Below are 18,504 nucleotides of genomic sequence, written 5' to 3'. Positions count from 1 at the left end.
GGGCGGTCTGATTGGTTCAACCCTCTAGCGCGTTCTTTTTTTGTTCCAGCGCCCAAGAACCTATCCACACATACGAACGAATACAGATCGAGGAGGTTGAGATGATAAGAAAATACAGATAGACACAGGCACACAAATCCACCACTCTCGGCACACACGCCGGGAAATCGGGTTGGGGCGCATGTCGCGCAAAGCATTGATATAAAGGCGTTTGAGGCCAATCAGACTTAGTTGGGTTTGACCCCGCCTCGCCTACCGCCGGAGCCAATAAAGCAAAGTCTAACTTATAGGTTTCTATGTGATCTTCTGCTTTATCGGAGCAGCGGGATCCAGCCTAGGGAAACTGAGGGACATGCCAATCTACAAAATGGCATTAGGCCTCGTTTGGCTTAGCGATATGCATCGGCCTCGTTGGCTCCGCCCTGCGCGCCACCGACACAACTAACTTCACCTCCACCAGCCGAATCCTCCCCGATGGCAGCGGTGCGCTCTGCGCCGACGGAGCGGTGCACTTCACACCGTAAGGAGGCACCAGCCCAGCTGCCTGCTGACGCCTAGAACTCCCGTCAAACACGTGGAGGTCGCAATCAAGGCCGTCTCCGCGAGCGCCGTGATGATTGTGAGCTTCGGATACCGGGAAGGCCCCGTCAGCATAATTGGCACCCACACGCACGGGCGCCCGGTTCAGTCCCGACGCGCTACAGGTCGGTACCCGCCCGGCGCTTCTTCCAGCAGTGGCGAAAGAAACACGCCTTCCACCGCCACCCGGCCAGTCAGTGCGGCCTGCCAGCGTTCGGTCTGGAGCATCGCCGCGCCGGCCACCACCGCCTCGGTGCCGACCCGACGCAGAAGATCGAGTGCGGCAACCATTGACGTACCGGTGGAGATGGCGTCGTCTATAACCGCGATACGCCGGCCTTCCAGCAGAGGTAGCATGCGCGGGTCGATGTAGAGCCGCTTTCCACCGCCCGGGCTGGTCACCGAGTGCAGAGGCTCGGACAGCGCCTCTTCGTACCAGAACTTGCGTGAAGTGCCGAGCGGCACGTAGCGGGTGTGGCCCAGTGCCTCTGCCACCCCCGCCGCCAGTCCGAGCCCCAGCGTCGGCAAGCCTACCACGCGGGTCACGCGATGCGGGCGCAACGCCTCGGCCAGCAGCTTGGCCAGCCGCGCCGCCACCGCAAAACTCGCTTGATTGAGGATGAGCGAGGCCAGCGCTTTGTCCGTGCCTTCCAGCGGACGCAGAGGCAACCACATCACCCCGCCGCCCGGCAACGCCGCAGGAAACCGCCCCGCGTATGGCGGTGGCGGTGGCGGGCCGGGCTCGATATGCTGCCAAAACTCTTCCGGCGCCATGCCCCCTTGTCCCGCCACCCCGCTCACAACCCCAGCGCGGCACCATCGGCGCGCGGGTCGCTAGCGGCCTCTCGCAGCCCGCCGGGGTGCAGCACCACCGCGCCTGCATGGCCCGCAAGGTCGCTGAAGGGCGGCAGCATCTCCACCTCGTGGCCCGCCTGCCGTAGCTGCGCCACCAGCGCCGGGTCCATCCGGCTTTCCACCTTCAGGGTTGTCGTGTCATCGCCCCATGTCTTGCCCAGCAGCCAGCGCGGCGCGGTCACCGCCCCCTGCAAGCCCATGCCGAACTGCGCATAACGGCTGAAAACGGCCGCTTGCGTCTGTGGCTGGCCCTCACCGCCCATGGTGCCATAGGCCATTACTCGCCCGTCGCACAGCTCGGCCATCGCCGGGTTCAGGGTGTGGAAGGGACGCTTGCCCGGCGCCAGCCCATTCGGCCCGCCCCGGAGCGAAAACGCCGCCCCCCGATTTTGAAAGACCACCCCGGTCTCAGGGCAGGTCAGGCCAGAGCCGAACTCCCAAAACACGCTTTGGATAAAGCTCACCACCGTGCCCTCGGCATCGGCCGCACCCATCCAGATCGTATCGCCCTGCCGGGGCTGGTGGGGCCAGGGCAAGGCCCGTGCGCGGTCAATCCGGGCAGCCATCTCATCGAGCACATCCGCCTCCAGCCATGGCTGGGCATCCACCCCATCGCCCAACTCGGCGTTGCGACGAAGGAACGCCTGCTTGGTTGCTTCGATCAGGCCGTGGATATGAGCGAACCCTTCGCCTTCGCTTACCCCCAACCGGTCGAAGAGCGCGAGGATGGTGAGTGAGGCCACGCCCTGTGTCGGGGGCAGCATGTTCCAGAGCGTCCCCTGTGAGGTGATCACCTCCAGCGGCACGCGCCGCTCGGCCTCGTAGGCCTCCAGGTCGGATCGGCGCAGCGGGCTGCCCGACGCTTCCAGAAAAGCCCCGTGGGTCGCCGCGAGGTCGCCAGTGTAGTAATCCATGACCCCGGCCTCGGCGATCCGCTCCAAAGTGGCCCCGAGCGCGGCCTGCACTAACCGGCTGCCCCGCTCCGGCGCCTTTCCGTCCGGCATGTAGATATCAGAAAGCCCGGGCGCCGGCCCAAGCTCTTCCGCTTTTTCCGCTGTGCAGTCGGCCTGATTGCCTGTTACCGCAATGCCGTCGCGGGCTAGCGCGATCGCCGGGGCCAAGAGGCGAGAAAGCGGCAACCGGGCGTCACAGAGCGCCAGCGCTGCGCCCCACCCGCCCACCGTGCCCGGCACCGTGAGTGCCGCCAGCGGCCCCCGCGCCGGAATTGCTGTTGCATGGCCTTGCCGGGCGTACCACTCCGGCGAGGCCAGCCCAGCCGCCTGGCCGCCGGCGAAAATTGCGATTGGCGGCTGCCCGGCCCGCTTGATGAGCCAGAACCCGTCTCCCCCGATGCCGTTCATGTGAGGATAGGCCACCGCAACCGACGCAGCGGCGGCAACCATCGCCTCCACCGCGCTACCTCCCTCTGCCAGCACGCCCGCACCGGCCTGACTGGCCGCCTGATGCGGCGCAGTTATGGCTCCCTTGAGGCCAATTGCGGGGTTGAGCATGTTGTGTCCTCTCGGTCGCGCCAATCCTGATCTCCGCCACCCGTCAGCACGTCGGCGGCGAGATGCACAGCATGCCACCTATATTGCCGCGTTGGTCGGATCATGCAAGCGCCTGGCCACCCACAACAAGATCGGGCACCCCCTGCGAAGCACCGAAAGCCTGATGAAAACAATCGGCTTACTGAGTATTCCTCCTAGCCCCGACACCACTCCACCGCCCACAAAATCAATGGAATCATGTGCGGATCACCCGGCTGCACAACCCTGCATTGCGCCCAGATACGCAGTATGCCCACAAATTAGCCAAAGCCCCCGGTAACCCGCCTCATTCTGGCTCATCCGCGTATTTCCGATCCCCGACAGCGCCCGAGCGGTAGAATGCGCAGTATGCTGATAATATTGTTGTCGGAGGACAGGAACTCCGGTCGCGGCCCGCCCCGACCAGCCAAAGAAGCCATCAGGAGACGTAGCAATGACCACCCAAGGGACACCCCACTTCAAGGCAAGGACTCTCGCCGCCGCGATCGGTGCCGCAGCCGCCACACTGGCCGCCCCGGCCATGGCACAAGATGTGCTGAAGATCGGCGCGCCATTGGCGCTCACCGGCGGGCTGGCCGACGAGGGCCATAAGCAAGAACTTGTCTGGAAGATGTGGAGCGACAAGATCAACGCCTCTGGCGGCCTCGACGTGGGCGGCACCAAGATGCTGGTCGAGATCGTCGAGTATGATTACCAGACCGACGGCAAGCGCGCTGGCCAGCTGGCCGAGAAGCTGATCAACGACGACGAGGTCGATGTACTGATGGCCCCCTTCGGGTCGGGCCACACCAAGATCGTCGCCGCCGTGGCCGAGCGCTACCAGATCCCGCTGGTCGCCTGCGTCTCCTCCTCCACCGAGGTCTTCAACCAGGGCTTCAAGTATCTCTTCGGCACCCTCGCGCCCAACAGCGGCATGACCGAGGCGATGGTCGCCGAGTTCAAGGAGACGATGCCGGAGCTTGGCACCATCGCCGTCTATGGCCGCGATGACGTGTTCCCCAAGTCGATGGCCACCGCCATCTCCGCCGCCGCCTCCGGCGCGGGCATCGAAGTGGTCTATGAAGAGCTCTACCCGGTAGGCGCGATCGACCACTCCACTGCGCTCTCCACCATCAAGTCAATGTCGCCCGACTGGGTTTACATGACCGGCTATACCCAAGACCTGATCCTTGGCCGCAAGCAGATGGAAGACCTCGGCATCGAAGCCCCGATCATCACCATGGTCACCGGCCCGGCCTATAAGGAGTTTACCGAGGGGCTTGGCGAGCTGGCCAATGGCGTGAGCAGCTCGACATGGTGGCACCATGCCACCGGGTATACCGAGGTATCGGGTGCGTGGGACTCCACCGACGCCTTCTATGAAGCCTTCCTCGAAGCCTCCGGCGGCGAAGATCCTGATTACGTTCATGGCTCCTGTGCCGCCGCGCTCGACGTCGTTGCCGATGCCGTCACCCGCGCAGGCTCCGTCGAGCCCACTGCCGTGCGCGACGCATTGGCCGCCACCGACCTCGAAACCTTCTACGGCCCGATCAAGTTTGGCGAAAACGGCATGAACGAGGGTCGCGAGATGCCGATCATCCAGGTGCAGAGCGGTGAAATCAAGATCCTCTACCCCGAGAGCATCGCCGACGCCGAGCTGCTGGTCATCGAGTAACTCCCCCTGCCGGCCGGGTTGCGCTTTAGCCCGGCCGGCCCCGGAATAATTCCCAAGGAAACAGAATACATGGGTTTCGCGCAGATTCTGGCGAACGGAGTCGTGCTGGGCACGCTCTACGCCTGCATCGCCATCGGCTTCTCGCTGGTCTGGGGTGTCCTCAACGTCATCAACATGCTGCACGGCTCGTTTATCGTGCTCGGCGGCTACCTGACCTACTTCGCATGGGCCTCCACCGGCATCAGCCCGGTTATCATACTGCCCGTCGTGGCGGTGGCGCTTTTCGTGCTGGGCTATGCCCTGCAATATCTCTTCATCAACAAGGTCGTGACGGCCCCGGTGCTGACAACGCTCACGCTGACCTTCGGCCTCGACATGATCCTTTACAACCTGATGACCGTGTTCTTCACCGCCACGCCCCGCCGGGTCTCGCTCGACTACGGGCGGATCGACGCGCTCGGCGTGTCGATGCCCGTCGACCGGCTGATCGGCATGGGACTGGCACTGGTGCTCACCGGCCTGCTGTTTCTGGTGCTGAAAACCTCGCGCATCGGCCGCGCCATCGTCGCCGTCCGGATGGACCGTGAGGCGGCGGCGCTGATGGGCATCCGGGTCAACCACATCTACGCCACCACCTTCGCCATCGCCGCGCTGATGGCCGGGGCGGCAGGGGCGGTCTTTGCCATGGTCTTCCCGGTCACCACCAACCTCTCGGGCGTGTTCCTCGGCAAGGCCTTCGTGATCTGCGTCATCGGCGGGCTGGGCGGCGTGTCCGGCGCGCTGGTGGGCGGGCTGGCTCTCGGCATCATCGAAAGCTTCGCCGGCGTCATCGTCGGCCCGCAAAACGCGATCACCATCGGCTTCCTGATCATGCTGTTCCTGCTGATCGTGCGCCCCACCGGTCTCGTCGGCGTGAAGGGGTACGAGTGATGTCGCGCAAATCCAACCTGACCCTCATCGTCATGGGCCTCTGGGTTCTGGCACTGGCGCTCGCACCCACCATTCTCGGCAACTACGAGGTACGCATCGCGATCTCCATCGCCATGTTCACCGCGCTGGCCCTGAGCTGGAACATCATCGGCGGCTTCACCGGCTACCCCTCCTTCTCCACCGCCGCCTTCTACGGCATCGGCTGCTACGTCGGCGCATTGGCGCAGCGCAGCGGCGTGCCCGCGGCGCTGGCCTGGGTGGCGGCGGCGGCCTTCGTCGGCGGTGTCTCCTTTGCACTCGGGGCCATCGTGCTCCGGCTCAAGGGCCACTACTTCGCCATCGGTTCCATCGCGCTCGTCGATATCTCCCGTCTGGTGATCTCGTCCTGGGGCAGCGTCACCGGCGGCGGCAACGGCCTCAACGTGCCCCTGCTTCAGGGTCGCCCCCCCGAGGTCTCTGCGCTGGTGCTCTACGTGATGCTCGGCATCATGGCGCTGGCTTTCATCACCAACGTCATTGTCGATCGCACCCGCCTCGGCTTCGGCCTGCGCTGCATCGACCAGAACGAGGACGCCGCCGACATGGTCGGCATCGACACCACCCGCTACAAGATCGCCGCCTTCGTGCTCTCCGCGATCTTTCCGGGCGCCGTGGGAGCCGTCTATGCCTCATGGGTCGGTTACATCGACCCGACCGACAGCTTTGACATCCTGACCACCGTGAAGGTGCCGGTGATGGCCATGCTCGGCGGCGCAGGCACCCTGCTCGGCCCGGTCGTCGGCGCCTTCAGCTTCGTCATGCTTGAAGAGATCTTCTGGGCCAACTTCCTCGAGTGGAACCGGGCAATCATGGGGGCCATCGTGGTGGTGCTCATCTTCTTCCTGCCCGGCGGCATCCTGCGGCTGGACTGGAAGCGCATCCTGCGCCGCCTCTCCGACCGCAGCAAAGCCCGCAGCACTGACAAGGGGAGCGCCAAGGAATGAGCGCCATTCTCGAACTCTCGAACGTGTCGCGCCAGTTCGGCGGCATCAAGGCGCTGAACGATGTGTCCTTCTCCCTCCACGAAGGCGAGATCGTCGCCCTCATCGGCCCCAACGGCGCGGGCAAGACAACGCTGGTCAACGCGATCACCGGCGTCCACAGCCCGAGCAGCGGCAAGGTGGTCTTCAAGGGCGAGGACGTGACCAAGCAAAAACCGTTTCAGGCCGCCCGACGCGGGCTGGCCCGGACCTTCCAGATCGTGCAGCCCTTCCCCCGGATGACCGTGGTGGAGAACGTCGCCGCCTCGGCGCTCTTCGGAGGCAACCCCGAGAGCATCGCGGCAGCCCGCGACCGGGCGATGGAAGAGCTGGAGTTCGTCGGCCTCGGCCATGTGGCCGAAACCCCGGCCTCGTCGCTCACTCTGCCCAACCGCAAGCGGCTGGAGTTGGCCAAGAGCCTCGCGATGGGGCCAAAGGTGCTGCTGCTCGACGAGGTGAACGCAGGCCTCAACGCCACCGAGATCGACGTGGCGCTCGACCTGATCCGCCGGATCGCGGCGCGGGGCGTGTCGATCCTGATCATCGAACACCTCATGAAAGTGGTGCTCAGCCTCTCCAGCCGCGTGCTGGTGCTACACCACGGCGAGCTGATCGCTGAAGGCCCGCCGCAAGAGATGGTCCACGACCGCAAGGTGATCGAGGCCTACCTCGGCCCGAAATTCGCAGAACGCTTCCAGAAGGAGATGGCCGATGGCTGAGGGCCTGCTCGAAATCTCCGGCCTTCAGGCCGGCTACGGCGACGTGCAGGTGCTCTGGGATATCTCCCTCAGCGTGAAGCGCGGCGCGATCACCTGCATCGTCGGCTCGAACGGCGCGGGCAAAACCACGCTGCTGCGCACCATCTCCGGGCTGATCAAGCCGCGGGCTGGCTCCATCAAGATGGCGGGCACCGAGATCGCCGGGGCCTCCCCCGATGACGTGCTCGGCGCGGGCGTGGTCCACGTGCCCGAGGGGCGGCGGCTCTTCAAGGGGCTCTCGGTGCGCGACAACCTGCTGCTCGGCGCCTACATGCGCCGCGACACCGTGCAGGTGAACCGAGACCTCGACTTCGTGATGAACACCTTCCCGATCCTTCGCGAACGCGCCTCGCAGGATGCCACCACCCTTTCGGGCGGCGAACAGCAGATGTGCGCCATCGGGCGGGGCATCATGTCGGCCCCCAAGCTGTTGATGATCGACGAGCTTTCGCTCGGCCTCGCCCCGCGTCTCGTCGAGGTGCTCAGTGAGGCCTTGACCGAGATCAACGGCACCGGCCTCAGCATCCTTCTCGTGGAGCAGGACGTGCTGACCGCGCTCGACCTCGCCAGCCAGGGCTTCGTGATCGAAACCGGGCGCGTCACCATCACCGGCCCCAGCGCCGAGCTGGCAGAAGATGCCCGCATCCGCGAGGCCTACATGGGGCTGTAAAAACGGGCGGCTCGCCCCACGCGGGGCGGGCGCTCAGTTGGCCTTGCGCTCAAGATCCGGGTAGGCGTCCACGATCGTCCGCATCGCCTGCATCAACTCGCGCCGGGCCTCCGCCGTCAGCGGCTCCAGCGTGCGGCTGTGCGCTGCTGAGGCTGCCTCATCCACCCGCTGAAGCAGGTTGATCCCCACCTCCGTCAGAGTGGCGATCTTGCTGCGCCCGTCGGTGGGAGAGGGGCGGCGGCGGATCAGCTTACGCTTCTCCAGCCGCTGCATCACATCCGCCGTGCTGGTCCGGTCCAGCCCGACCGCGCGCGAGATCACGATCTGCTCGCTCGGCCCGAGCTGCCCCAGCGCCGTCAGCACCGAGTATTGCACCGGGGTAATCCCCTCGCTGGCGCACTCTTGCAAGAACAGCGCGGTGTGAATCTGGTGCAGCCGCCGGATCAGAAAGCCCGGCCGGTCGCGCAGCCCGGTCTCGGCCCAGTCGTTGCTGCGGGCCGCCCGAAGGAGCTTTTCCTCCTCGCCTGCATGGTCCCGCTCGGGCGCCGCCTCCTGCGCCCCGCGCTCCAGATTATCCATCGCACTCATCTCCACCCTATGTGCTGCGCCCGACCATATTGCGCAGGGCCGCAAGGATCAAACGCGCAAAACCCGGCGGCGCGGCGGCTGTCGGCGCCTCGCCCCGCGCGGCGGCCTCCACGTTGGCGGTGAAGTCGACCAGCAGCCTGTCGACCACCCCCGCCACGATTGCGGGCCGGCCCACCTGCGCCAGTGGACCGCTCAGCTTGTAAAGGATCTCGCAGGTCAAATCGCAGCTCTCGTCGCCGCTCGGGGCCAGCGCAAAATGCACCTCCCCCCGCGCCGTCGAGCGCGAGCTTCCATCGCCGCCCTGCCCCGCCACCGCGCCCCGCATCTCCGCAGGCTCGTAAGTCACAAAGGCCGTGCCGCCAAACCGCGCCGTGATCGGCCCGATCTTCGCCGCCATTGCCCCCGTCACCCGCTCGCCCTCGACCGTCTCGACGGAGGCGCCCGGCATGCAGGCGGCCACCTGGCGAATATCGCTGAGCACGGCCCAAACGGTTTCCGCCGGCAGCTCAATCCGCGCCACCCGCTCCAGCCGGTGCCCATCGGTCAGCGGCGCAGGCCGCTCCGCCACCACCGGCGCCGCCGCCGCTTCTGCCACCACCTCGGGCGCTTCCGCCGCGCCAAACCGCGCCGAGGCAATCACCGCATCCCGCGCGGGCGGCTCGGGCGCTACATGCGGCCCCTCCGCCAGCACGGCCTTGATCGCTGCCACGATCCCCATGTAGCCGGTGCAACGGCAGAGATTGCCCGCCAGTTCCTCCCGGATTCGCGCCTCATCAGCCTCCGGCAGCCGGGTCGCAATGTCATAGGCCGTCGCAAGCATCCCCGGCGTGCAGAACCCGCATTGCAGCCCGTGGTGCTCCTTGAAGGCCGCGCGAATGCGCGCCATCAGCACGTCGTCGCGGTAATCCTCCAGCGTCCGGATCTTCGCGCCCTCGCAGGCAGCGGCATAGGTGATGCAGCTGCGCACCGGCTTGCCGTCCTTCACCAGCGTGCAGGCGCCGCAGACCCCTTGCTCGCAGCCGATATGCGTCGCCGTCAGCCCCATCTCCTCGCGCAGAAAATCCGCCAGATGGGTCCGCCCCTCGCCGCTGTAGCGCACAGGCTGGCCGTTCACGGTGAACTCGGTCATTCGCTCTCTCCTTCGCGCAGCGCGGCAATGGCGCGGGCCGTGGCCGTGGCCTGCAAGGCCCGGCGCTCCGGTGGCAAAAAGGGCAGCGCCTCTTCTACCACCACACGCGGGTCGGCCCGCCCCTCGATCAGCGCCTGCGCCTCGGGCAGAGCCACCGGCGCCCGCTCGATGGCCCCGGCCACCACGGCAAACTCGCCGCGCTCCGGGTCGGCCAGCACGGCCGCCGAGGCCTTGGCGAACTCGCCCAGCTTGCGGCAAAACTTCCAGTAGCCCCAACTTGCCCCCTCGCCTCGGCGCGGCACCCGCACCGCGCGGATGATCTCCCCAGGCCCCAGCGCCGTCGCCAGCGCCCCGGTAAAGAACGCGTCCAGCGCAAGCTCCCGCTCGCCCTCCGGCCCCGCCAGCAGCACCGAGGCCCCCAGCGCGCGCAGCGTCACCACCCAATCCGCTGCAGGGTCGGCGTGGGCCAGGGAGCCTCCCACGGTCCCCCGGTTGCGCACAGCGCGATAAGCGATCCGCCGGGCGATCTGCGGCAGCCATCCCGGCGTGGCATCCACCAGCCCGCCATCCTCGAATTCCGCATGGGTCAGCGCCGCGCCGTAAACCACAGAGTCCGCCTCTTCCGTCACCCCGCGCAATTCCGCGCAACCCGACAGGTCCACCAACACCGCAGGCCGCGCCAGCCGCAGGTTCAGCATCGGCCCGAGAGACTGGCTCCCTGCCACCGGCTTTGCCTCCTCGCGCCCGCCGAGCAGTGAAATCGCCTCGCCGCACGACCCCGCCAGCACCAGATCAAACCGCCCAGGCTTCATTGCGAGCCTCCTGCGGCCAGCGCCGCCAGCACCCGCTCGGGCGTGATCGGCACCTGCCCGATCCGCGCCCCGAAGCCACGCAGCGCATCATTCACCGCATTGCCGATCGCGGCGGGCGGACCAATCGCTCCGCTCTCGCCGATTCCCTTCTGCCCGAACCTGCTGATCGGCGAAGGGGTCTCCATATGGTCGATCCGGATCGAGGGGGACTCTGCCGCGCCGGGCAGCATGTAGTCGGCCAGCGTAGTTGCCAGTGGCTGGCCCTCGCTGTCATAGGGCATCTCTTCATAGAGCGCTGTGCCGATGCCCTGCACCGCACCACCCCAAACCTGCCCATCCACCACCATCGGGTTCACCAGCACGCCGCCATCTTCGACAATACCGTAGCGCTCGATCTCCACCTCGCCGGTCTCTGGGTCCACCAGCACCAGCGCCGAGTGGCAGGCGTAAGAGAAGGTGCCAGTGTCGCGCACCGTCTTGTAGCCCTTGGTGGCTTCCAGCCCGCCCGCATCCACGCCATCGGGCAATTCCTGCGGCGCGTGATACCAGACCTGGCCAATCTTGTTCAGCGAGACCGAACCCGAAGGCCCCCGCGCCTCGCCATCGGCAAGGGTGATCTGCTCCGGCTCGGCCTGAAGCAGCTTGGCCGCAATCGCCTTCACCCGCTCCGCCAGTTCCTCGCAGGCCGTCGCCACCGCGCCGCCCGCCATGACCATGCAGCGTGAGCCCCATGTGCCGGTCGAATAGGGCGTCAGCGCCGTGTCGCCATGCACCAGCCGCACCTTGCCCGGCTCCACGCCCAGCACCTCGTTGGCCACCTGCGCCAAGGTCGTCTCCAAGCTCTGCCCGTGGCTTTGCACGCCCACCCGCAACTCCAGCCCGCCATCCGGAGTCATCCGCGCAGTCGCCTGCTCATAGCCCGGCACCATCGGAATGCCCCATCCGCTGTAGACCGAGGTGCCATGCGCCCCCTGCTCGCAGAAGATCGACAGGCCAACACCCAAGAGCCGCCCATCCGGCTCGCCCCTCTTCTGGCGCTCACGGAGAGCGGGCAGGTCCAGCGCCTTCACCGCGCGGTCCAGCGCCTCCACGTAGTCACCAGAGTCAAATATCTTGCCGGTGATGTTCACAAAGGGCATCCGCTCGGCGGGCGCGAGGTTGCGGCGGCGAAACTCGGCAGGCTCGATCTCCAGCTCTCGGGCAAGATCGTCCATCACCATTTCCATCGCAAAGCACACGCCCGTCCGAGCGACACCACGATAGGGCAGGATCGCGGGCTTGTTGGTCGCCACCGACCACGTGCGGCAACGGTAGCCCTCCATCATATAGGGCCCCGGCAGGATCGAGGCGACCTGCGCGGCCTCGAGGCATGCCGAGAACGGATAGGCCGAATAGGCGCCGCTATCCACGATCGCCTCGCACTCCACGCCCAGAAGCTTGCCATCGGACGAGGCGTAACCGGTGATGTCATACCAATGTTCGCGGCAGTTGGCATTGCCCGCCAGCTGCTCCCGCCGATCCTCTATCCAGCGCATCGGGCGGCGCAGGCGCATGGCGAGCCAACCCAACACCACCTCTTCGGCAAGCAGGATACCCTTGTAGCCGAAGCCGCCACCCACATCAGGCGCAATAACCCGAATGCGGGCCTGATCCAGACCGAGACATTCAGCCAGCCCGTTGCGCACGATATGCGGCATCTGGGTGGAAGTGATGATCACCAGTTGATCGGCCTGATCGTCGACATAGGCCACCACCCCGCGCCCCTCCATCGGCGACATGCACTGCCGCGCCGTGCGGTACTGACGGCGCACGGTCACGGCGGCCTTGTCGATGGCCGCGTCAATCCCCTGCACGATCCCGCTTTCGAGAAAGACATTCTCTTCCCACGCCGGGTGCAGCAGCGGCGCATCCTTGTCGCGCGCCTTCAGCATGTCATGCACCGCTGGCAGGGTTTTTGCATCGAGGTGGGTAAGTTCAGCGAGGTCTTCCGCCTCGGCACGGGTGGCGGCAACGCAGGCTGCAATGGGCTCGTTCACATGGCGAATGCGATCTGCGGCGAGAATCGGCTGCACCGAACTGCGAAAACCCGGCAAACCGCTATCAGCCCGGACGCCCTTCACGCCCTCCAGATCCTCAGCAGTGACCACCTGATGCGCCGCGCCGTCGGGCTTGGATACGCCTAAAATTTCGGCATGGGCCACCGGGCTGCGCAGAAAAGCGACTTCCAGCATGTTCGGCATCCGAATGTCGCCCACAAACCGGCCCCGGCCTTCCAGGTACCTGTCATCCTCAAACCGTGGAATCGAAGCGCCCACGCCGCGCCCGGAAGTCTTCACCGATAGAGCCTTTCATTCGGCCCGGCCCAAACGGCCGGGCGCATTGCCAGTATACTGATAATCAGCCTACCACTCTTTCTTCGATCTGCAAGCTCCCGGGTAAAAAATCAGGCAGAACTTATAGGTGGCTTACTCGTAGCGGTCTGAAAGCACTTGCTGGATCTGTCGTGCAAACCCCGCCACCGCCACCGGCATCACCCGGCCCTTAAGGTGGCCAAGGTAGATGCGGCCCACCGCAAGGTCGCGCCGGTCGATGGGGCGGCTGACGGTGCCGTCGTCCCAATCACCCGAAGGCAGGCCGACCGGGATCTGGAAGGCGATAATCTCCTCCGATCGAGTGAGGTTGCGCATGAACTCGAAGTTGTCCGATTCCACCATCACCTTCATCCGCGCCGAGCTGCGTCGGGCGGCGGTGTCGATCAGACCGCGCACAGAAATGTTGCGTGCTGGCATGATCAGCGGATAGCCAAGGCATTCCCGCAGCCGCACCACCTCCTGCCCCGCCAGCGGATGGTCGGCCGACATCACTGCATGCACCGGCTGGTCAACCGTCAGCAGCACATCGAAGTCCGAAAGCTGTGCCGGCTCGAATACCAGCGCGAGGTCGGCGCTGTGATCGACCAGCGCTTCTTCCGCCGCCGCTCTGTCCCGCTGCATCACGTTGAAGGTCACAAGCGGATGCTGCGCCCGGTAGGCCGCGATCTGCTCTGGAAAGAAATAGGGCAGCAGCGCCTGCGAACTGGCGATCGAAACATGCCCGCGCCGCTCCCCCTTCAGGTCCGCGAGCTGCGCCTTCAGCCGCTCCATCTCCCCGATCTGCCCCCGCGCCGATTGCACCAGCAGCTCCCCCGCCGCCGACAGCCGCACCCCGGTCGACATCCGCTCAAACAGCTCCGCGCCCAGCTCCTCCTCGAAGGCCAGAATGCGCCGGTTGAGCGCCGAGGAGGTGATCGAGAGCGTGTCCGCCGCCCGCCGGATCGAGCCGGTGCGGGCCACCGCGTCGATGTATTTCAGCGTGGTCTGAAAGCGCATGACCCCTCCGTGTGGTGCAAAAATTGCAGCGCGATGGTGCATAAATAGCAGTATCGCGCATCGCCTGCGAGTGTTTCCATCGGATCAGACTCACCGAACGGACAGGCCTAATGCTGCAAGATCTCCCCTTCTACATCACCACCCTCCACACGGCCTACGCCAGCGGCACCACGCCCGCCGAGGTGATGCAGGAGGCGCTGCGCCGGGTCGATGCGGCGGGCGATCCGGGCATCTTCCTGCATCTCGCCAGCGACGCCGAACTGCTGGCGATGGCCGAGGCGCTCGGGCCCTTCGACCCGGTCAAATACCCGCTCTACGGCGTGCCCTTCGCGGTGAAGGATAATATCGACGTGGCCGGCTGGCCCACCACCGCGGGCTGCGCCGCCTTCGCCTATACCCCTGAAAAGGATGCCTTTCTTATCGCGCGTCTTCGTGCCGCCGGGGCGATCCCCCTAGGCAAGACCAGCCTCGACCAGTTCGCAACCGGCCTCAATGGCACCCGCACAGCTGGTGCCGCGCCACGTAATGCGATCAACCCGGCGCTCGTGCCCGGTGGTTCTTCGGGCGGCTCGGGCGTAGCTGTAGGGCGCGGGCTTGTCACCTTCTCGCTCGGCACCGATACCGCTGGCTCCGGCCGCGTGCCCGCCGCGATGAACGGTGTGGTCGGCCTCAAGCCCACGCTGGGCGCGCTATCCGCCAGCGGTGTGGTTCCCGCCTGCCGCAGCTGCGAGACCCCCTCAATCTTCGCCCTGAATGTCGACGACGCCTACCGCGCCTACCAATCCGCAGCAGGATACGATGCAGCCGATGGCTATGCGCGCCCTGTGGCCACCCCCGCCCCCGGCGCGCTTCGCCCGCTTGCCATCGGCGTGCCAAGCCCGGTCACGCGCGAATTCTTCGGCGATACCGCGCAGGAGGCGAGCTTCGATGACACGCTGGCTCATCTCGCCACCGCCGGACACCGGATCGTCGAGCTTGATTTCACGCCCTTCTACGAGGTCGCGGTGATGCTCTACGATGGCCCCTGGGTCGCCGAGCGCCACACTGTGATCGAAGATTTGATGCGCGATGATCCGGAAGCCGTACTGCCTGTGATCCGCGAGATCGTAGGCAAGGCGCTGAAGTTCTCGGCCACCGACACCTTCCGCGCACAGTATCGCTTCCGCGACCTCAAGCGCGAGATTGAAGCGCAGATCGCCGGGCTCGACATGCTCTGCGTGCCCTCCATTCCCGCACTCTGCACCGTGGAGGACATCTCCCGCGAGCCCGTCGCTGCGAACTCCCGGCTGGGCACATATACCAACTTCGTCAACCTGCTCGACATGTCCGCGCTCGCAGTGCCGGTCGCGCCCCGCGCCGATGGCCACCCGGGCAACGTGACCCTAGTTGCGGGCGCAGGCGAAGATGCTCTGCTCGCCACGCTGGGCCGCGAACTTCAAGCCGCGCTGGCCCCCGCCCCTGGCTGTATGGGCTGGCCTCTGCCGCCCCTCCTGTCCGCCAGCGAGGCACCCGGCGAGGATGAGATCGCGCTGGCAGTACTCGGGGCGCATATGTCGGGCCTGCCGCTGAACGGCGATCTCACCAGTCGAGGCGCGCGCTTTCTCTACGCCTCCGAGACCGCCCCCGACTACCGCTTCTTCAGCCTCCCCGGCGGCCCGCCGCATCGGCCCGGACTCCTGCGCTGCACAGAAAAGGGGCAGGGCCATCGGATCGCGCTTGAAGTCTGGGCGATGCCTGCCTCCAAAATGGGCAGTTTCCTCAAAACCCTCCCCGCCCCTATGACCATCGGCACACTGACGATATCCGATGGCCGCGAAGTTACGGGGTTCCTGTGCGAGTCTGCGGCCACCGCCTCGGCCGAAGATATTTCCCGGTTCGGCGGTTGGCGCGCCTTTCTCGAGACCCAATCCGCAAGAGCGGACACCTGATAACCGACATGGAGACCATGATGAAACGACGCGACTTCCTCAGAGCCGGATCGGCCACCATTGGCGGCGCCGCTTTGCTGCCCTTCCTCCGCGCCCTGCCCGCTTCTGCAGCGGCCGGGGACGACACTCTGCTGGTGGTGATCGGCGACACGATCAACAGTCTCGATCTGCACCGCACCGGCACCAACCGCCCCTCCTACCAGGTGGCCGTCAACATCTATGACCGGCTCGTGCGCTTCGGCACAAAGACGCTGGACGATGGCACCATCGCCTATGACTCCACCGTAATCGAGCCCGAGATCGCCGAAAGCTGGGAAGTGGCTGAAGACGGCAAGTCGATCACCTTCAAGATCAGCCCCAAGGCCAAGTTCTGGGATGGCAGCCCGGTCACGGCGGAAGACGTCAAATGGTCGTTCGACCGGGCCGTGACCCTCGGAGGCTTCCCGCTGACCCAGATGAAAGCTGGTTCCATGTCGTCCCCCGAGCAGTTCGTAGTGGTCGATGAGATGACCTTCCGGGTCGATCTGCCCGCCCCGTCCAAACTCGCCCTGCCCGACCTCGCCGTTCCAGTGCCGCTGGTGATCAACTCCAAACTGGCAAAGCAACACGCCACCGAAGATGACCCCTGGGCCACCGAATATCTACACGAAAACCCCGCCGGCTCCGGCCCCTACAAGGTCGCCCGCTGGGAAGCCGGGCAGCAGTTCGTCTACGAGCGCAACGAAGACTGGGCGCTCGGCACTTTGCCACCGATGAAACGTGTGATCGTGCGAGAAGTGCCCTCCGCGGCCACCCGCCGGGCCTTGCTCGAGCGCGGTGATGTCGATTTCTACATGGATGTGCCTTCCAAGGACGCCAAGGAAATGGCCGAGAGCGGTCTTGCCAAGGTCGAGGGTGCGCCGATCGACAACTGCCTGCACGTGCTCGGCCTCAACGTGGCGATGGCCCCCTTCGACAACAAGCTGGTGCGTCAGGCCATCGCCTTCGCTCTGCCATATGAAGATATCCTCGCCGCCGGGGCCTATGGCCGTGGCAAACCGATGTGGGGCGGCACCGAGGCCAGCCCTTCCACCACCGAATGGCCCCAACCGTTCCCCTATGCGACCGACCTCGAGAAGGCCAAGGCGCTGATGGAGGAGGCCGGGTTTGCCGACGGGTTCGAGACCACGCTCTCCTACAACCTCGGCCTGGCCGACTGGATGGAGCCGACCGCGCTGCTCATTCAGGAGAGCCTCGCCAAGATCGGCATCATCGCCACGCTCGACAAGATCCCGGGCGCCAACTGGCGCACCGCGGCGCTCGTCGAGAAGCGCCTGCCGATGCATCTCGAAAATTTCGGCGGCTGGCTCAACTACCCGGATTACTACTTCTACTGGGCCTATATCGAGGGCCATCTCTTCAACTCGTCGAACTACGCCAACCCGGAGATTGCCAAGTTGGTGGATGAGACCCTGACGATGGAAACCGATGATTCCGCCTATGAGCCCAACATCAAGCGGATGATCGAGATCGCCTTCGAGGACGTTCCGCGCATCCCGCTCTACCAGCCTTATCTCGACGCTGCGATGAAGCCCGAGGTCGAGGGCTATGTCTCGTGGTTCCACCGCCAACTCGCCGTTACCAACATGGCCAAGGGCTGAACCGTGGAAAAGCTCTCGCGCATCTTCGGCAGGATCGTTCAGGCGATCCCCCCGGTCTTCGGGGTGATCCTGATCACCTTCCTGCTGACCCGGGCCTTGCCGGGCGACCCGGCGGTGTTCTTCGCCGGTCTCATGGCCGACGAAGACACCATCGCCCAGATCCGCGCAGAGCTGGGGCTGGATCACTCCCTTCCTGTCCAGTTCCTCTACTACCTCCGGGATCTCCTGCATGGAGATCTCGGAAACTCCCTCTCCACCGGCCGCCCGGTGCTGACCGAGCTGATGAGCCGCCTGCCCGCCTCTCTGGAGCTGACCCTCGCGGGCCTGCTGCTCTCGATGGCCATCGCCATCCCGCTCGGCGTGCTGGCCGCCACCCGCCCCGGCAGTTGGGTCGATCACCTCTGCCGCGTGCTCGTCACCGCAGGCGTGTCGCTGCCCACCTTCTTCACCGGGCTGTTCCTGATTTACATCTTCTACTACCTGCTCGGCTGGGCGCCCTCGCCGCTCGGACGGCTCGACTTTCTCTACCTCTCGCCCCCGCAGGTGACCGGCTTCTACTCCATCGACGCCGCGCTTGCGGGTGATTGGGAGGTGTTCTGGGCCAGCCTGCGCCAGATGATCCTGCCCGCCATCACCCTCAGCCTCTTCGCCCTCGCACCCATCGCCCGGATGACCCGCGCCGCCATGCTGGCCGCGCTTTCGGGCGAATATGTCCGCACCGCGCGGGCCAACGGGCTGGGCGGGGCGCGGGTGATCTGGGTCTATGCCTTCCGCAACGCCGCCCTGCCGGTGCTGACCACGCTGGGCATGGTGTTTTCCTTCCTTCTCGGTGCCAACGTGCTGGTAGAAAAGGTGTTCTCCTGGCCCGGCATCGGCTCCTACGCCATCGGTGCGCTGGTCGCCTCCGACTACGCCGCCGTGCAGGGTTTCGTGCTCTGCATGGCCCTGCTCTTCGTGGTGGTGAACCTCCTCATCGACGTGGTTCTCACCCTGATCGACCCGCGCATCGGACTGGAAAGCTGAC

At 65.8% G+C, this 18,504-nt stretch carries 15 protein-coding genes; 8 read left to right on the top strand and 7 right to left on the bottom strand.

Features of this window, described 5'->3' with window-relative positions; translation table 11 throughout:
- Positions 1-684: 684 nt before the first annotated feature.
- Positions 685-1,380, bottom strand: a complete 696-nt coding sequence (locus ACXAG6_RS11420; protein WP_475337652.1) for a phosphoribosyltransferase — start codon at positions 1,378-1,380, stop codon at positions 685-687.
- Positions 1,377-2,945: a gamma-glutamyltransferase family protein gene (locus tag ACXAG6_RS11415; protein WP_475337651.1), complete on the bottom strand. Its 1,569-nt coding sequence runs from the start codon at positions 2,943-2,945 to the stop codon at positions 1,377-1,379. Before ACXAG6_RS11415 ends, ACXAG6_RS11420 begins: the two co-directional genes overlap by 4 nt.
- Positions 2,946-3,417: 472 nt before the next feature.
- On the opposite strand from ACXAG6_RS11415, the gene ACXAG6_RS11410 reads away from it, so the two are divergent.
- From ACXAG6_RS11410 to ACXAG6_RS11390, 5 genes are all read left to right on the top strand, one after another.
- A complete protein-coding gene (locus ACXAG6_RS11410) occupies positions 3,418-4,638 on the top strand; it encodes an amino acid ABC transporter substrate-binding protein (RefSeq protein WP_475337650.1) in 1,221 nt (406 codons plus the stop codon).
- 69 nt (positions 4,639-4,707) lie between these two features.
- The gene (locus ACXAG6_RS11405) at positions 4,708-5,568 is read left to right on the top strand and encodes a branched-chain amino acid ABC transporter permease (RefSeq protein ID WP_222468386.1); all 861 of its coding nucleotides are present in this window, start codon (positions 4,708-4,710) and stop codon (positions 5,566-5,568) included.
- The gene (locus tag ACXAG6_RS11400) at positions 5,568-6,551 is read left to right on the top strand and encodes a branched-chain amino acid ABC transporter permease (RefSeq protein WP_475337649.1); all 984 of its coding nucleotides are present in this window, start codon (positions 5,568-5,570) and stop codon (positions 6,549-6,551) included. The genes ACXAG6_RS11405 and ACXAG6_RS11400 overlap by 1 nt, the downstream gene beginning before the upstream one ends.
- Complete coding sequence (locus tag ACXAG6_RS11395) at positions 6,548-7,306, top strand: ABC transporter ATP-binding protein (protein WP_222468384.1); 759 nt, start codon at positions 6,548-6,550, stop codon at positions 7,304-7,306. Before ACXAG6_RS11400 ends, ACXAG6_RS11395 begins: the two co-directional genes overlap by 4 nt.
- Positions 7,299-8,015: an ABC transporter ATP-binding protein gene (locus ACXAG6_RS11390; protein WP_475337648.1), complete on the top strand. Its 717-nt coding sequence runs from the start codon at positions 7,299-7,301 to the stop codon at positions 8,013-8,015. Before ACXAG6_RS11395 ends, ACXAG6_RS11390 begins: the two co-directional genes overlap by 8 nt.
- A gap of 33 nt (positions 8,016-8,048) precedes the next feature.
- On the opposite strand, the gene ACXAG6_RS11385 is transcribed toward ACXAG6_RS11390, so the two are convergent.
- The 5 genes from ACXAG6_RS11385 to ACXAG6_RS11365 form a co-directional block, all read right to left on the bottom strand.
- A complete protein-coding gene (locus ACXAG6_RS11385; RefSeq protein WP_475337647.1) occupies positions 8,049-8,594 on the bottom strand; it encodes a MarR family winged helix-turn-helix transcriptional regulator in 546 nt (181 codons plus the stop codon).
- Positions 8,595-8,610: 16 nt separating this feature from the next.
- A complete protein-coding gene (locus ACXAG6_RS11380) occupies positions 8,611-9,732 on the bottom strand; it encodes a 2Fe-2S iron-sulfur cluster-binding protein (RefSeq protein WP_475337646.1) in 1,122 nt (373 codons plus the stop codon).
- The gene (locus ACXAG6_RS11375) at positions 9,729-10,544 is read right to left on the bottom strand and encodes an FAD binding domain-containing protein (RefSeq protein ID WP_475337645.1); all 816 of its coding nucleotides are present in this window, start codon (positions 10,542-10,544) and stop codon (positions 9,729-9,731) included. The genes ACXAG6_RS11380 and ACXAG6_RS11375 overlap by 4 nt, the downstream gene beginning before the upstream one ends.
- Positions 10,541-12,880: a xanthine dehydrogenase family protein molybdopterin-binding subunit gene (locus ACXAG6_RS11370; protein WP_475337643.1), complete on the bottom strand. Its 2,340-nt coding sequence runs from the start codon at positions 12,878-12,880 to the stop codon at positions 10,541-10,543. The genes ACXAG6_RS11375 and ACXAG6_RS11370 overlap by 4 nt, the downstream gene beginning before the upstream one ends.
- Positions 12,881-13,009: 129 nt before the next feature.
- Positions 13,010-13,912 carry a LysR family transcriptional regulator gene (locus ACXAG6_RS11365; RefSeq protein WP_475337642.1) on the bottom strand — a complete coding sequence of 301 codons (903 nt, stop codon included), beginning with the start codon at positions 13,910-13,912 and terminating at the stop codon, positions 13,010-13,012.
- Between the two features lie 110 nt (positions 13,913-14,022).
- Here ACXAG6_RS11365 and atzF point away from each other — a divergent pair, with 110 nt between their 5' ends.
- From atzF to ACXAG6_RS11350, 3 genes are read left to right on the top strand one after another with little or no spacing between them, the layout of a single operon-like run.
- Positions 14,023-15,840 carry an allophanate hydrolase gene (atzF, locus tag ACXAG6_RS11360; RefSeq protein WP_475337641.1) on the top strand — a complete coding sequence of 606 codons (1,818 nt, stop codon included), beginning with the start codon at positions 14,023-14,025 and terminating at the stop codon, positions 15,838-15,840.
- A 20-nt stretch (positions 15,841-15,860) separates the two neighbouring features.
- Positions 15,861-17,480 (top strand): ABC transporter substrate-binding protein, encoded by a 1,620-nt coding sequence (locus ACXAG6_RS11355; protein ID WP_475337640.1) that lies wholly within the window; start codon positions 15,861-15,863, stop codon positions 17,478-17,480.
- A gap of 3 nt (positions 17,481-17,483) precedes the next feature.
- Positions 17,484-18,503 carry an ABC transporter permease gene (locus tag ACXAG6_RS11350; RefSeq protein WP_475337639.1) on the top strand — a complete coding sequence of 340 codons (1,020 nt, stop codon included), beginning with the start codon at positions 17,484-17,486 and terminating at the stop codon, positions 18,501-18,503.
- Position 18,504 lies beyond the last annotated feature (1 nt).

Source organism: Vannielia sp. ABF1_015, assembly GCF_056160745.1.
Note: the sequence above shows the minus strand (reverse complement) of the source record. Positions and strands in the feature narration are given on the sequence as shown.

Bases quoted from the DNA above. Each gene is read 5' to 3' on its own strand.
- ACXAG6_RS11365 (WP_475337642.1), bottom strand. From the start codon at position 13,912: ATGCGCTTTCAGACCACGCTGAAATACATCGACGCGGTGGCCCGCACC.
- ACXAG6_RS11380 (WP_475337646.1), bottom strand. From the start codon at position 9,732: ATGACCGAGTTCACCGTGAACGGCCAGCCTGTGCGCTACAGCGGCGAG.
- atzF (WP_475337641.1), top strand. From the start codon at position 14,023: ATGCTGCAAGATCTCCCCTTCTACATCACCACCCTCCACACGGCCTAC.
- ACXAG6_RS11415 (WP_475337651.1), bottom strand. From the start codon at position 2,945: ATGCTCAACCCCGCAATTGGCCTCAAGGGAGCCATAACTGCGCCGCAT.
- ACXAG6_RS11405 (WP_222468386.1), top strand. From the start codon at position 4,708: ATGGGTTTCGCGCAGATTCTGGCGAACGGAGTCGTGCTGGGCACGCTC.
- ACXAG6_RS11355 (WP_475337640.1), top strand. From the start codon at position 15,861: ATGAAACGACGCGACTTCCTCAGAGCCGGATCGGCCACCATTGGCGGC.
- ACXAG6_RS11410 (WP_475337650.1), top strand. From the start codon at position 3,418: ATGACCACCCAAGGGACACCCCACTTCAAGGCAAGGACTCTCGCCGCC.
- ACXAG6_RS11400 (WP_475337649.1), top strand. From the start codon at position 5,568: ATGTCGCGCAAATCCAACCTGACCCTCATCGTCATGGGCCTCTGGGTT.
- ACXAG6_RS11375 (WP_475337645.1), bottom strand. From the start codon at position 10,544: ATGAAGCCTGGGCGGTTTGATCTGGTGCTGGCGGGGTCGTGCGGCGAG.
- ACXAG6_RS11395 (WP_222468384.1), top strand. From the start codon at position 6,548: ATGAGCGCCATTCTCGAACTCTCGAACGTGTCGCGCCAGTTCGGCGGC.
- ACXAG6_RS11390 (WP_475337648.1), top strand. From the start codon at position 7,299: ATGGCTGAGGGCCTGCTCGAAATCTCCGGCCTTCAGGCCGGCTACGGC.
- ACXAG6_RS11385 (WP_475337647.1), bottom strand. From the start codon at position 8,594: ATGGATAATCTGGAGCGCGGGGCGCAGGAGGCGGCGCCCGAGCGGGAC.